The 13191-nt window shown below is 60.5% G+C and carries 12 protein-coding genes; 8 read left to right on the plus strand and 4 right to left on the minus strand.

Annotation, left to right across the window (positions count from 1 at the left end):
- Nucleotides 1–132 precede the first annotated feature (132 nt).
- The gene (locus ACMGF8_RS13845) at nt 133–1056 is read left to right on the plus strand and encodes a DUF808 domain-containing protein (protein ID WP_416759941.1); all 924 of its coding nucleotides are present in this window, start codon (nt 133–135) and stop codon (nt 1054–1056) included.
- A gap of 51 nt (nt 1057–1107) precedes the next feature.
- Here the strand turns inward: ACMGF8_RS13845 and ACMGF8_RS13850 are convergent, their stop codons facing one another.
- Both ACMGF8_RS13850 and ACMGF8_RS13855 read right to left on the minus strand, forming a co-directional pair.
- The gene (locus ACMGF8_RS13850) at nt 1108–1896 is read right to left on the minus strand and encodes a VacJ family lipoprotein (RefSeq protein ID WP_102863977.1); all 789 of its coding nucleotides are present in this window, start codon (nt 1894–1896) and stop codon (nt 1108–1110) included.
- Nucleotides 1889–3187 (minus strand): serine/threonine protein kinase, encoded by a 1299-nt coding sequence (locus tag ACMGF8_RS13855; RefSeq protein ID WP_102863976.1) that lies wholly within the window; start codon nt 3185–3187, stop codon nt 1889–1891. Before ACMGF8_RS13855 ends, ACMGF8_RS13850 begins: the two co-directional genes overlap by 8 nt.
- Before the next feature lie 234 nt (nt 3188–3421).
- On the opposite strand from ACMGF8_RS13855, the gene ACMGF8_RS13860 reads away from it, so the two are divergent.
- Nucleotides 3422–3787, plus strand: a complete 366-nt coding sequence (locus ACMGF8_RS13860) for a hypothetical protein (RefSeq protein WP_102863975.1) — start codon at nt 3422–3424, stop codon at nt 3785–3787.
- A 32-nt stretch (nt 3788–3819) separates the two neighbouring features.
- On the opposite strand, the gene ACMGF8_RS13865 is transcribed toward ACMGF8_RS13860, so the two are convergent.
- Nucleotides 3820–5373 carry a beta (1-6) glucans synthase gene (locus tag ACMGF8_RS13865; RefSeq protein ID WP_102864109.1) on the minus strand — a complete coding sequence of 518 codons (1554 nt, stop codon included), beginning with the start codon at nt 5371–5373 and terminating at the stop codon, nt 3820–3822.
- A gap of 330 nt (nt 5374–5703) precedes the next feature.
- Between ACMGF8_RS13865 and ACMGF8_RS13870 the strand changes: the two genes are divergently transcribed.
- The 3 genes from ACMGF8_RS13870 (at nt 5704) to ACMGF8_RS13880 (ending at nt 8712) form a co-directional block, all read left to right on the plus strand.
- The gene (locus ACMGF8_RS13870) at nt 5704–6555 is read left to right on the plus strand and encodes a glycine betaine ABC transporter substrate-binding protein (protein WP_207167270.1); all 852 of its coding nucleotides are present in this window, start codon (nt 5704–5706) and stop codon (nt 6553–6555) included.
- Nucleotides 6556–6745: 190 nt separating this feature from the next.
- Complete coding sequence (locus tag ACMGF8_RS13875; protein WP_102863973.1) at nt 6746–7057, plus strand: DUF485 domain-containing protein; 312 nt, start codon at nt 6746–6748, stop codon at nt 7055–7057.
- Complete coding sequence (locus ACMGF8_RS13880; protein ID WP_102863972.1) at nt 7054–8712, plus strand: cation acetate symporter; 1659 nt, start codon at nt 7054–7056, stop codon at nt 8710–8712. Before ACMGF8_RS13875 ends, ACMGF8_RS13880 begins: the two co-directional genes overlap by 4 nt.
- 307 nt (nt 8713–9019) lie before the next feature.
- Here the strand turns inward: ACMGF8_RS13880 and gltA are convergent, their stop codons facing one another.
- Entirely contained in the window at nt 9020–10309 is a 1290-nt protein-coding gene (gltA, locus tag ACMGF8_RS13885; RefSeq protein WP_011060047.1) for a citrate synthase, read from the minus strand.
- Between the two features lie 350 nt (nt 10310–10659).
- Between gltA and sdhC the strand changes: the two genes are divergently transcribed.
- Genes sdhC through sdhA form a run of 3 tightly spaced genes read left to right on the plus strand, consistent with a single transcriptional unit; the run spans nt 10660 to nt 13184 of the window.
- Nucleotides 10660–11046 carry a succinate dehydrogenase, cytochrome b556 subunit gene (gene sdhC / locus ACMGF8_RS13890; protein WP_015634665.1) on the plus strand — a complete coding sequence of 129 codons (387 nt, stop codon included), beginning with the start codon at nt 10660–10662 and terminating at the stop codon, nt 11044–11046.
- Nucleotides 11040–11408 carry a succinate dehydrogenase, hydrophobic membrane anchor protein gene (sdhD, locus tag ACMGF8_RS13895; protein ID WP_011060049.1) on the plus strand — a complete coding sequence of 123 codons (369 nt, stop codon included), beginning with the start codon at nt 11040–11042 and terminating at the stop codon, nt 11406–11408. The genes sdhC and sdhD overlap by 7 nt, the downstream gene beginning before the upstream one ends.
- 3 nt (nt 11409–11411) lie before the next feature.
- Entirely contained in the window at nt 11412–13184 is a 1773-nt protein-coding gene (sdhA, locus tag ACMGF8_RS13900) for a succinate dehydrogenase flavoprotein subunit (protein ID WP_102878886.1), read from the plus strand.
- The last annotated feature ends 7 nt before the right edge of the window (nt 13185–13191 follow it).

Here is a 13191-nt window from a genome sequence, read left to right on the forward strand (position 1 = left end):
CATGGTAGCACCGGGGTCGCGAGGGGCTCAAGAATGCCCGTTGGCCGCGGTTTTCCTGCTTCTGACATCTCGCTTGTCCGGCCTTTGACGCGCTATGCTGCGCGCCTTATTTCACGCAGGGAAGCCTGGCCCATGGCAGGAAGCAGTTTGCTGGTTTTGATCGACGACATCGCCGCAGTTCTCGATGACGTAGCCTTGATGACCAAGATGGCGGCGAAGAAGACCGCCGGGGTATTGGGCGACGATCTGGCGCTCAATGCCCAGCAGGTTTCCGGGGTTCGCGCGGAGCGGGAAATTCCCGTGGTCTGGGCCGTGGCCAAGGGCTCGTTTCGCAACAAATTGATCCTGGTGCCGGCGGCGCTGGCCATCAGTGCCCTGGCGCCCTGGCTGGTGACGCCGTTGCTGATGATCGGCGGGGCCTACCTGTGTTTCGAAGGCTTCGAGAAGCTGGCGCACAAGTACCTGCCCCACGGCGACGATGCGGCCGAACATGAGCGGACCTTGCAGGCGCTGGCAGACCCTCAGGTGGATCTGGTGGCCTTTGAGAAGGACAAGATCAAGGGCGCGATTCGTACCGACTTCATCCTTTCCGCGGAAATCATCGCTATTACTCTGGACACGGTGGCAGGCGCCTCCCTGAGCCAGCAGGTGGTGGTGCTCTCGGGGATTGCGATTGTCATGACCGTTGGCGTCTACGGTCTGGTGGGGGGCATCGTCAAGCTCGATGACCTGGGGTTGTGGCTGGCGCAGAAACCGGGCGCTCTGGCCAAACGCATCGGTGGTGCCATCCTGCGAGCGGCGCCGTGGATGATGAAGAGTCTGTCGGTGATCGGCACGGCGGCGATGTTCATGGTGGGCGGCGGCATCCTCACCCACGGGGTCCCTACCGTGCACCATCTGATCGAGGGCCTGGCCGAGCGTAGTGCCGCCGTCATGGGCCCGGTGTCGGTGATCATGCCGACCCTGCTCAATGCCGTGGCCGGGATCATTGCCGGTGGGCTGGTACTGCTGGCCGTGACGCTACTGGGCAAAGGCTGGCGCGCCTTGCGCGGCTGAGATCCGAGTCAGCCGGTTGCCGCTCTTGCGGTCGGCAACCGGTACAGCAGGTTACTCGGCGATCTGCAGTTTGCGCGATTCGGTGTACACGTAGCGCACCTTCTCGTATTCAAACGGCGAGTTCAGCTGGCCATAGCGAAAGCTGGTCTGGTAGCGCTTGTCGACACCACGCAGCGCCCAGATCTCGGGGTGATTGCTGCTGACTTCCGAGACGTTGAGGAAGTTGATCGCCGATTCGGCGGTGTAGTCCACCGCCAGCCCCGCGGTGTCCCGCAGGTTCGACGGACCGAGGATCGGCAGCACCAGATAGGCCCCCGCGGGCACGCCATAGAAGCCCAGGGTCTGGCCGAAGTCTTCGGTTTGGCGCGGCAGGCCCATCTTGGTCGCCGGGTCCCACAGGCCGGCAACACCGATGGTGGTGTTGAGCAGCAGGCGCGCGGTGGTTTCCATTGAGCGCTGGCCCTTGAACTGCAACAGGCTGTTCATCAGGTTCGGGACGTCGCCGAGGTTATTGAAGAAGTTGCTGACCCCGCTGCGCAGGAAACTCGGGGTCACATAGCGATAACCGTCCACCACCGGCAGGAACACCCACTGATCGAAGCGGTAGTTGAAGTGGTAGACCCGGCGGTTCCATGACTCCAGCGGGTCATAGATATTCAGTGCATTGAGGGTCGAACGCTCGAACTCGCGCTGGTCCAGCCCCGGGTTGAACTTGAGTTTCTTCAACGGCTCGGTGAAGCCGTCGGGGTCCTGAACCGTGGGGGTGTGGGCCTTGCTGTTGTCGGCTTGGGCATAGCCTGCGCAGAGCAACGCAGCGATAAGCAGGAGATGTTTAGCCACGGAAGAACTCCAGCATGGCGTCGCTGTTGACGCGGTAGTTGAGGTTGCCGCAATGCCCGCCATGGGGGTAGACGGTCAGGCGGTCGCCAAAGGTTTTGCGCAGGAAGCCCAGGTCGCCGGGGCCGAGGATCACGTCATCGGCGTTATGCATCACGGCAATCTTCGGGCTGGCCTTGAGGTAGTCCTGCAGGGCGTAGAGGCTTACCTGGTCGATCAGTTGCAGCAGGCTGCCGCCGTCGGTGCGGGCGCGCCACATCGGGATCACCTGTTCGGTCAGGTAACAGTCGAAGTCGCACTGCAGGGCGCGCTTGAGAAACGGGGTAAGGCTGGTGCCTTCGCGGATCGGGTACTTGGGCGGGGTGATCAGGCCGCGGCGGTTGATCAGGTCCGAGGTGAAGGCGATGTCTGCTGCCGAGAAGCGGAAGGAGGTACCGATCAGCATGGCCATCTGTTCGTTGGTCAGGTGTTGCTTGGACTGCTGGAAGTCGTAGAGCAGGGCGTCGTTGAGGTCGATGTAGCCCTTCTGCTGGAAGTAGCGGGTCAGCTTGCCCAGCACCAGTTCATAGAAGGTTGTGCTGTTGTTGATGCCCTTGACCTCGGTCTGTACCAGTTTGTCGAGGTTGGTGATCGAGGTGTAGAGGTTGACCGGCGGGTTGAGCAGCAGCACCTTCTTGAAGTTGAAGCTGCGTCGGGTCTCATCCAGTTTGCTGATGAACGCCGCGTCCAGGGCGCCGAGGCTGTAGCCGGTGAGGTAGAACTCGGTGATCGGCAGCTTGGGGTGCTGGGCCCGTACGGCCTGCATGACCCGGTACATGTCTTCGGCGTCTTCCTGGCTCACCCCGGGGGTGGCGAAGCGCGAGGCGGCAGTAATGAAGTCGAAGCTGGTGGGCGAGGATAGCTGCACCACATGGTAGCCGGCCTTGTAGTAGAGCTTCTTCAGGTACTCGTTGAGGCTGCTGTCGTAGCGCGCGCCGGTACCGGCGATCAGGAAGATCAGTGGCGCGGCGTGGTCCTGGGTGGCGATGCGGTAGGTGAGCTTCTTCACCGCCCAGAAATTGTCCGGGAGGATGAACTCGCGCTCCGGCCGCAGGTTCAGGCTGTAGTCGGACTGACGGATGTCATCGTTGGCGGGCAGTTCCGGGCGCAACTCCGGGGGGGTGGTGGCAATGGTGGCTTCAAAGGGGTTGGTCAACGGGTAGCCATAGCTGGCCGGGTCGACATCCACCGCCAGTGCGGACGCACTCAGGATAAGGCCGCCGAACAGGGCAGCGAGGCGCAAGGAACGAAGCATGACTGTATCCCTAGAAGGAAGGTACCGAATGAGGTTCGCAGGCTATGACCACCGCGCTGCTGCCGAAGTGCCATGGGTGGGCACAAATAACCCCGGCCACAGGCCTGTTGGGGGGTGATAGTAGTCGGACGATACACTTTGCCGCTATTTGCTGAACAGTTATCTGTGCGTCGTGCTTGCCAAGCGTCCGTGGGCGATTATGCTGGGCGCCGTTTTGATTGTTCGGAGTGTTTCATGTCCCGCCGCCTTCCCGTGATTGTGCTGCTCGTTGTCCTGCCGCTGTGGCTGGCCGCCAGTTATGGCCTGCGCTATGGCTTTATGGAGGATGCTCGGTGGGTGGGCGTCTGTGTCGATGAGGCCGGTCGCTGGGAGTGTTCGCTACGTTCCAGCCTGGGCTGGATGATCCACTTCAAGGTGCTGGGCTGGAGTGCCTTGGGCGCAGCGCTGCTGGGGTTTGTCGTGCCCGGTCGGGCGGGCTGGTGGCTGGCGGTGCTGGCCTTGCTGGCGGGCATTCCGGCCCTGGCCTTGTATAACACTACGCTGGCGGTGTTTGCGGTGGTGATTGCGGCCTTGCGCCTGGTGCGCGCCGCCAAGCCCTAGCCGCAGGCGAAACCTGCGGCTAGGGCTGTAGTTCAGGCGATGCGGGCCCGCAGGCTGCGCCACAGCGCGGCCACCATCAGCAGGCTGACCAGAGCCCAGCCCCAGGCCTGCTGGTTGGCCAGGCCTTCCTGATACAGCTGCGGAGCGATGCCGGCACCCAGGATAAAGGTCAGCAAGGCGATTTCGCGGCGTGGCACGCGCACCGGGCGGCACAGGTAGACCAGCGCCGGCAGCAGCAGGGCCGCGCTCGGGAAGCTGCGGTAGCGCGGGTCGAACACCAGCTCCAGCATCATCACCGCGGCGGCGAATCCTGCCGTTGCCAGCAACCAGCCTGCACGCTTTTCCAGGGCATTGAAGGCCCGCAGACGCCAGCCTTCGCGAGGGCTCAAGGCCAGGGTGGCATGGGCCAGAATCAGCAGGTTCAGGCCCAGTAGCAGTCCGGCCCAGCACCATTCGCCAGTGAAGCGGCTGGTGACCCGCGCCAGTTCGCCCCAGGTACCGATGGTGCACGCCGCCAATGCGCCCAGCAGCGGCAAGAGCAGCGCAGCGCGTCGGCTGCGAACCCGGCCACCCAGGATCAGGGTGCCGAGGAATATCACTGCGCCCGCCCCCAGCCATTGTGGCCAGTAAGGCAGGTTGGACACCGGGCCTGCGAGGATGCCCTTGTCCTGGCGATCGGCATCGAACAACCCCCAGTAACCGCCGACTGCGCCTTCGCTGGCGCGTTTCCAGGGCTGATCGAAGGCTTCGATCAGGTTGTAGTGCCAGCCGTTGTGTTCCGCCAGGGCAACGAAGCCACGAATGAACTTGGCCTCGTTGACTCGGCTCGGCAGCGCCGTTTCCCGCTGGCGGCCTTCGCTGGGCCAGCCGGTTTCACCGATCATCACGTCCTTTGGGGCAAAGCGGTTGCCGAATACCTGGCGTACCTCGGCCACGTGGTTCAGGGCCGCGTCGATGTTCGAGGGGTCGTCTTCCCAGTACGGCAACAGGTGAATGGTGAGGAAGTCCACCGCTGGCGCGATCTCCGGGTGCTTGAGCCAGAATTCCCAGACATCGGCATAGGTGACCGGCTGCTTGACCCCGGCCTTGACCTTGAGGATCAGCCGCGACAGTTGCGGCCCGGTGACTTCCTTGCGCAGCAGCGCCTCGTTGCCGACGATCACCGCGCTGACGACATCCGGGTTGGCATTGGCCGAGGCGATCAGCAGGTCGACTTCTTTCTCGGTGTCTACCGGGTTGCTATTGACCCACGCGCCGATCATCAGCTTCAGGCCGTGCTTGCGCGCCAGCTCGGGCAGGGCTTCGAGGCCGGTCATGGAATAGGTGCGGATGCATTCGAAGCGGGTGGCCAGCAATGCCAGGTCGGCGTCCATGCGTTCGGGGCGCAGTTTGAACGGCTGGTCGAAGGGCGATTGGTCCTTGTCGAACGGCGTATAGGAGGCGCATTGCAGTTTGTGGCTGGCGCTGGCGACGTCCGGCAGCGACACCGGCCGGCCAAGGCCGTACCAGTAACTACCAAGGGCCAGCAGGCCGAGCAGGCAGGCGAACAGATAAGCGAGGGTGGGGAAGCGGGCTGTGGCGGACATGGTCAGGCCGTAGTGGAACAAAGCGGGGCATCTTACCCGCATTTGTCCATAGCTTGGTGGCCTGCATGATTTTGACATGCAAAGTTTGGGCGGGCCCTCAGTCGGGGAGGTCGCAGCACCTGGTTACTGGCTATCTGATGTCGTTGCTGGTTGCCTTGAGGTCGCAGGCAGAGCAGGTCGCGGGCGGTGGCGGGTTGATGATCGAAGCATCAGTACTCCGCTGATGATCGAACGCGTTCGCGGTGAGGCGTGATGGGGGCGCTGAGCACCATAACCATACGTTGACGTGCCCGGCAGCCGCCTGGCACTGCACTTTTCGGGGAAGTAACGATGAAGATGCGACGACTCTTAGGCGCAGGTGCCGCACTGGTACTTGCCATCAGCTCCACTCTGGCCAGTGCCGACAGCAAAACCCTGAGCATCGGCTACGTCGACGGCTGGTCCGACAGCGTGGCGACTACCTATGTGGCGGCGGAGGTGATCAAGCAGAAGCTCGGTTACGACGTCAAACTGCAAGCGGTGGCGACCGGGATCATGTGGCAGGGCGTGGCCACCGGCAAGCTCGATGCCATGCTCTCGGCCTGGTTGCCGGTGACTCACGGCGAATACTGGACCAAGAACAAGGACAAGGTTGTCGACTACGGTCCCAACTTCAAGGACGCCAAGATCGGTCTGATCGTGCCGGAGTACGTCAAGGCCAAGACCATTGAGGACCTCAAGACCGATACCAGCTTCAAGAACAAGATTGTCGGCATCGACGCCGGTTCAGGGGTGATGCTCAAGACCGACCAGGCGATCAAGGACTACGGCCTGGACTACAAGCTGCAGGCCAGTTCCGGTGCGGCGATGATCGCCGAACTGACCCGGGCCGAGGATAAGCAGGAATCCATCGCCGTGACCGGCTGGGTACCGCACTGGATGTTCGCCAAGTGGAAACTGCGCTTCCTCGAAGATCCGAAAGAGGTGTATGGCGCCGCTGAAACCGTCAACAGCATCGGCAGCAAGGGCCTGGAGAAGAAGGCGCCAGAGGTGGCAGCGTTCCTGAAGAAGTTCCAGTGGGCGTCGAAGGATGAAATCGGCGAGGTCATGCTGGCCATTCAAGATGGCGCAAAACCGGATGTGGCAGCCAAGGACTGGGTGAGCAAGCACCCGGAGCGGGTTGCCGAGTGGACTGCTAAATAGCCGTCAGGTGTCTAGAACGAGGGTTGTGAGGCCGGCCGCTGAAATCAGCGGCCGGCCTTGTGTTTTTTTGGGGGGGAAGTTGGCGAGGTGGCTAATGTCGTTCTAATACTAAGGTCGTCTGGAACCTGCCTCACAGCCGCATAGAGTGGATTAGGTTCTACCTAAAATCTGTGCTGCGAGGATAAAAACAATGAACGACAGCATTTACCTCTCGATTCAAAACAGCCCGCGTTTCAAGGAGCTGGTCAGTAAGCGAGAGCGGTTCGCCTGGATTCTCTCGGCGATCATGCTTGGGCTTTACTCGGGCTTCATTCTGTTGATCGCTTACGGTCCGCAGATCCTGGGCGCCAAACTCAGTCCAACTTCATCCATCACCTGGGGCATTCCCATTGGTGTCGGCTTGATTGTCTCGGCCTTCATCCTGACCGGTATCTATGTGCGACGCGCCAACGGCGAGTTCGATGACCTGAACAATGCGATCCTGAAGGAGGCTCAGCAATGATCCGACGTCTATTCGCAGCACTCGGTCTTGCCGCTTTCGCTCCTGCCCTGTGGGCCGCTGACGCTTTGACTGGCGAAGTCCACAAGCAACCCCTCAACGTCTCGGCGATCGTGATGTTCGTGGTCTTCGTCGGGGCCACCCTGTGCATCACTTACTGGGCCTCCAAGCGTAACAAGTCGGCTGCCGACTATTACGCCGCGGGTGGCAAGATCACCGGCTTCCAGAACGGCCTGGCGATTGCCGGTGACTACATGTCGGCGGCATCCTTCCTGGGGATTTCCGCGCTGGTGTTCACTTCCGGCTATGACGGCCTGATCTACTCCATTGGCTTCCTGGTGGGCTGGCCGATCATTCTGTTCCTGATCGCCGAGCGCCTGCGCAACCTGGGCAAGTACACCTTTGCCGACGTGGCGTCCTATCGCCTCGGGCAGACTCAGATCCGCACTCTGTCGGCCTGTGGTTCGCTGGTGGTGGTGGCGTTCTACCTGATCGCGCAGATGGTGGGTGCCGGCAAGCTGATCCAGCTGCTGTTCGGCCTCGACTACCATGTGGCGGTGATCCTGGTGGGGATCCTGATGTGCCTGTATGTGCTGTTCGGCGGCATGCTGGCCACCACTTGGGTACAGATCATCAAGGCAGTGCTGCTGCTGTCCGGTGCGTCCTTCATGGCGCTGATGGTGATGAAGCACGTCAACTTCGATTTCAACACCCTGTTCTCCGAGGCGATCAAGGTTCACCCCAAAGGTGAGGCGATCATGAGCCCTGGCGGTCTGGTGAAGGACCCGATCTCGGCATTCTCCCTGGGGCTTGCGCTGATGTTCGGTACTGCCGGCCTGCCGCATATCCTGATGCGCTTCTTCACCGTGAGCGATGCCAAGGAAGCTCGTAAGAGCGTGCTCTACGCCACTGGCTTCATCGGTTACTTCTACATCCTGACCTTCATCATCGGCTTTGGCGCGATCCTGCTGGTGAGCACCAATCCGGCCTTCAAGGATGCCGCAGGCGCCTTGCTGGGTGGCAACAACATGGCGGCGGTGCACCTGGCCAATGCGGTGGGCGGCAGCGTGTTCCTCGGCTTCATCTCGGCGGTGGCTTTCGCCACCATTCTGGCGGTAGTGGCGGGCCTGACCCTGGCAGGTGCTTCGGCGGTGTCCCACGACCTCTATGCCAGTGTGATCAAGAAGGGCAAGGCCAACGAGAAGGATGAGATTCGCGTTTCCAAGATCACTACCGTGGCCTTGGGCGTGCTGGCCATCGGCCTGGGCATTCTCTTCGAGAGTCAGAACATTGCGTTCATGGTGGGCCTGGCGTTCTCCATCGCTGCCAGTTGCAACTTCCCGGTGCTGCTGCTTTCCATGTACTGGAAGAAGCTCACCACGCGTGGCGCCATGATTGGCGGCTGGTTGGGCCTGGTCAGTGCGGTGGCATTGATGGTTCTCGGTCCGACCATCTGGGTGCAGATCCTGCACCACGAGAAGGCAATCTTCCCGTACGAGTACCCGGCGCTGTTCTCGATGATCATTGCCTTTGTCAGTATCTGGTTCTTCTCCATCACTGACAAATCGGCCTCGGCGGCCAATGAGCGGGCCTTGTTCTTCCCGCAGTTCGTGCGTTCGCAGACCGGCCTGGGCGCCAGTGGGGCGGTGTCGCACTAAGCTCGGCCTGTGTATCGGCTTCTATATAGAAGCTGTGTAATAGCAAAATGCCTCGTTCGAAAGATCGGGGCATTTTTTTGTCTGCACGCCCTGTTCAGATACCCTCGGCTGCGGGCGCAGCGATGGTCGAGATACAAGGAGCTGGCGTGCCAGCGAAGGCTTATTCGAGGGGGATGCAGGGCTGCGGAGTTCTTCGCCGGCAAGCCGGTTCCGACAGGGGGTAGGTGAGGGGAGGGGGGCAGAAACAAATACGACCTCTGTTAGAGGCCGTATCCGGTGCAGCTAAGACGTGTGCGCAAGGCAGGTCTTACTTGCGGTCTTCCAGCTTGGTGATGTCGCGCGATTCGTAGCCGGTGTACAGCTGACGAGGACGGCCGATCTTGTAAGGACTGGAGAGCATTTCCTTCCAGTGGGAGATCCAGCCGACGGTCCGCGCCAGGGCGAAGATCACGGTGAACATGCTGGTTGGAATGCCGATCGCCTTGAGGATGATCCCCGAGTAGAAGTCGACGTTCGGGTACAAGGAGCGTTCGATGAAGTACGGATCGGTCAGGGCGATCTCTTCCAGGCGCATGGCCAGTTCGAGCTGAGGATCGTTGTTGATGCCCAGTTCTTTCAGGACTTCGTCGCAGGTCTGCTTCATTACGGTGGCGCGCGGGTCGCGGTTTTTATACACGCGGTGACCGAAGCCCATGAGTTTGAACGGATCGTTCTTGTCCTTGGCCTTGGCGATGAACTTGTCGATGTTCGAGACATCGCCAATTTCGTCGAGCATGGTCAGTACGGCTTCGTTGGCACCGCCGTGGGCAGGGCCCCAGAGCGCGGCGATACCGGCAGCGATACAGGCGAACGGGTTGGCGCCCGAGGAGCCGGCAAGGCGTACGGTGGAAGTCGAGGCGTTCTGTTCGTGGTCGGCGTGGAGGATGAAGATCCGGTCCATCGCCTTGGCCAGTACCGGGCTGATCGGTTTGATCTCGCACGGGGTGTTGAACATCATGTGCAGGAAGTTTTCCGCGTACGACAGGTCGTTGCGCGGATACATCATCGGCTGGCCCATGGAGTACTTGTAAACCATCGCTGCCAGGGTCGGCATCTTGGCGACCAGGCGCACGGCGGAAATTTCGCGGTGCTGCGGGTTATTGATGTCCAGGGAGTCGTGGTAGAACGCCGAGAGTGCGCCCACTACGCCGCACATTACCGCCATTGGGTGGGCGTCGCGGCGGAAACCGTTGAAGAAGCTCTTCAGCTGCTCGTGAACCATGGTGTGGTTTTTCACGGTGCTGACGAACTGGGCCTTCTGTTCGGCGGTGGGCAATTCACCGTTGAGCAGCAGGTAGCAGGTTTCCAGGTAGTCCGACTTTTCAGCCAGCTGTTCGATCGGGTAGCCGCGGTGCAGCAGAATGCCGTTGTCGCCGTCGATATAGGTGATTTTCGACTCGCAGGAGGCGGTCGACATGAAACCCGGGTCAAAAGTGAAGCGGCCCGTGGCCGTCAGGCCCCGAACATCAATTACATCGGGACCAACGGTGCCGGTTAAAATGGGCAGCTCGACGGGGGCTGCGCCCTCGATGATCAACTGCGCTTTTTTGTCAGCCATGTGGCCTCCTATTTATGCTTGAAATCATCAGACAGACCCCCCACGCAGGGCCCGCACCACTATAGTGAGATAAATCTGAATGTCAATTTGCCTAAAGTCTTGTCCCAGAAGGCTTTGGGAGGGATTTTTTAGCGAAATTCAGCGCCATTTACGCCTTTTATAAGGCTAACGCAATCAGCTATTAGGGGAAGGTGTTTGCGTTGTCATTAGTAGCCTAACTGTCTATACTCGGCCACCGACCTCCGTAGGCTTCTGGGCCCGCTTTATTGGGGGTCGCACTCCCTGGGTAGTGGTTACCTGACCAGTGCACTCCCCAACAACTTTGCCCTGATTGTTAGGGGCTCTTCAGTGTGAAAAAAGCCGTGAATAGCCAACGACCTGTAAACCTAGACCTAAGGACCATCAAACTCCCCATCACCGGCGTTACGTCGTTTCTTCACCGTGTTTCCGGCATCATCCTCTTCCTGGGCATCGGCATCATGCTTTATGCATTGAGCAAATCCCTGGGCTCCGAGGAAGGCTATGCCGAGGTGAAGGCGTGCTTGACCAGTCCGCTGGCCAAATTCGTTGCGTGGGGCCTCCTGTCCGCCTTGCTGTATCACTTGGTGGCCGGTGTACGCCATCTGATTATGGATATGGGCATCGGTGAGACGCTGGAAGGCGGCAAGCTGGGCTCGAAAATCGTTATCGCCGTATCCGTGGTGGTAATCGTTCTGGCGGGAGTTTGGATATGGTAACCAGCGTTACGAACCTGTCGCGTTCGGGCCTTTATGACTGGATGGCACAGCGTGTGTCTGCGGTCGTTCTCGCGGCTTATTTCATTTTCCTGATCGGATACCTCGTAGCGAATCCGGGCATTGACTACACCCAGTGGCATGGCCTGTTCGCAAACAACTGGATGCGTATCTTCAGTCTGCTGGCCATGGTGGCCCTGGGCGCTCACGCCTGGGTCGGCATGTGGACCATCTCGACTGACTACCTGACGCCGATGGCGCTGGGCAAGTCGGCGACAGCAGTGCGTTTCCTTTTCCAGGCAGTATGCGGCGTTGCAATGTTCGCTTACTTCGTCTGGGGTGTGCAGATTCTCTGGGGTATCTGATTCATGGCTAACATTCCAACCATTTCTTTCGACGCCATCATCATTGGCGGCGGCGGCGCCGGCATGCGTGCCGCACTGCAGCTGGCCCAGGGCGGCCACAAGACTGCTGTGATCACCAAGGTGTTCCCGACCCGTTCGCACACTGTGTCTGCCCAAGGCGGCATCACTTGCGCGATCGCCTCGGCGGACCCGAACGATGACTGGCGCTGGCACATGTACGATACCGTCAAGGGTTCCGACTACATCGGTGACCAGGACGCTATCGAATACATGTGTCAGGAAGGTCCGGCTGCGGTCTTCGAGCTGGACCACATGGGTCTGCCGTTCTCTCGTACTGAAACCGGTCGTATCTATCAGCGTCCTTTCGGTGGTCAATCCAAGGATTACGGTAAGGGCGGCCAGGCTGCTCGTACCTGTGCTGCGTCCGACCGTACCGGTCACGCGCTGCTGCACACCCTCTATCAGGGCAACCTGAAAGCCGGCACCACCTTCCTCAACGAGTGGTACGCGGTCGATCTGGTGAAGAACCAGGACGGCGCCTTTGTCGGCGTGATCGCGATCTGCATCGAAACCGGCGAAACCACCTACATCCGCTCCAAGGCCACCGTTCTGGCTACCGGCGGTGCAGGTCGTATCTATGCTTCCACCACCAACGCCCTGATCAACACCGGTGACGGTGTAGGCATGGCGCTGCGTGCCGGCGTTCCGGTGCAAGACATCGAAATGTGGCAGTTCCACCCGACCGGCATCGCCGGCGCTGGTGTACTGGTGACTGAAGGCTGCCGCGGTGAAGGCGGTTACCTGATCAACAAGCATGGCGAGCGTTTCATGGAGCGTTATGCTCCGAACGCCAAGGACCTGGCAGGTCGTGACGTTGTTGCGCGCTCCATGGTCAAGGAAATCATCGCCGGCAACGGCTGTGGCCCGAATGGCGACCACGTGATGCTCAAGCTTGATCACCTGGGCGAAGAAGTACTGCACAGCCGCCTGCCTGGCATCTGCGAGCTGTCCAAGACCTTTGCCCACGTTGACCCGGTGGTTGCTCCGGTTCCGGTCGTTCCAACCTGCCACTACATGATGGGCGGCGTTGCCACCAACATTCATGGTCAGGCGATCACTCAGAACGCTGCTGGCGAAGACACCATCATCCCTGGTCTGTTCGCAGTGGGTGAAGTGGCTTGCGTATCGGTACACGGCGCCAACCGTCTGGGCGGCAACTCGCTGCTGGACCTGGTGGTGTTCGGTCGTGCAGCTGGCCTGCACCTGGAAAAAGCGCTGACCGACGGTATCGAATACCGCGATGCCAGCGACACCGACGTCGACGTTGCCCTGAACCGCCTGGCCAAGCTCAACGAGCGCACCACCGGTGAAGACGTTGCAACCCTGCGCCGCGAGCTGCAGAACTGCATGCAGAACTACTTCGGTGTATTCCGTACCGGCGAGTACATGCAGAAGGGTATTGCTCAGCTGGCTGAGCTGCGCGAGCGTATCGCCAACGTCAAGATCAACGACAAGTCTCAAGCTTTCAACACTGCGCGTATCGAAGCACTTGAGCTGCAGAACCTGCTGGAAGTGGCTGAAGCCACTGCCATCGCTGCCGAAGTGCGTAAAGAGTCCCGCGGCGCTCACGCCCGTGAAGACTTCGAAGACCGTGACGACGAAAACTGGCTGTGCCACACCCTGTACTTCCCGGGTGAGAAGCGCGTTGCCAAGCGTGCGGTCAACTTCTCGCCGAAGACTGTTCCGACTTTTGAACCAAAAGTCCGGACTTACTAAAGGGTGA

Source organism: Pseudomonas sp. BNK-7, assembly GCF_048072025.1.
Classification (GTDB): domain Bacteria; phylum Pseudomonadota; class Gammaproteobacteria; order Pseudomonadales; family Pseudomonadaceae; genus Aquipseudomonas; species Aquipseudomonas danubii.

Coding starts and splice junctions, on each gene's coding strand:
- ACMGF8_RS13880 (WP_102863972.1), top strand. CDS start 7,054: ATGATCCGACGTCTATTCGCAGCACTCGGTCTTGCCGCTTTCGCTCCT.
- sdhD (WP_011060049.1), top strand. CDS start 11,040: ATGGTAACCAGCGTTACGAACCTGTCGCGTTCGGGCCTTTATGACTGG.
- gltA (WP_011060047.1), bottom strand. CDS start 10,309: ATGGCTGACAAAAAAGCGCAGTTGATCATCGAGGGCGCAGCCCCCGTC.
- ACMGF8_RS13865 (WP_102864109.1), bottom strand. CDS start 5,373: ATGTCCGCCACAGCCCGCTTCCCCACCCTCGCTTATCTGTTCGCCTGC.
- ACMGF8_RS13875 (WP_102863973.1), top strand. CDS start 6,746: ATGAACGACAGCATTTACCTCTCGATTCAAAACAGCCCGCGTTTCAAG.
- ACMGF8_RS13860 (WP_102863975.1), top strand. CDS start 3,422: ATGTCCCGCCGCCTTCCCGTGATTGTGCTGCTCGTTGTCCTGCCGCTG.
- ACMGF8_RS13855 (WP_102863976.1), bottom strand. CDS start 3,187: ATGCTTCGTTCCTTGCGCCTCGCTGCCCTGTTCGGCGGCCTTATCCTG.
- ACMGF8_RS13870 (WP_207167270.1), top strand. CDS start 5,704: ATGAAGATGCGACGACTCTTAGGCGCAGGTGCCGCACTGGTACTTGCC.
- ACMGF8_RS13845 (WP_416759941.1), top strand. CDS start 133: ATGGCAGGAAGCAGTTTGCTGGTTTTGATCGACGACATCGCCGCAGTT.
- sdhA (WP_102878886.1), top strand. CDS start 11,412: ATGGCTAACATTCCAACCATTTCTTTCGACGCCATCATCATTGGCGGC.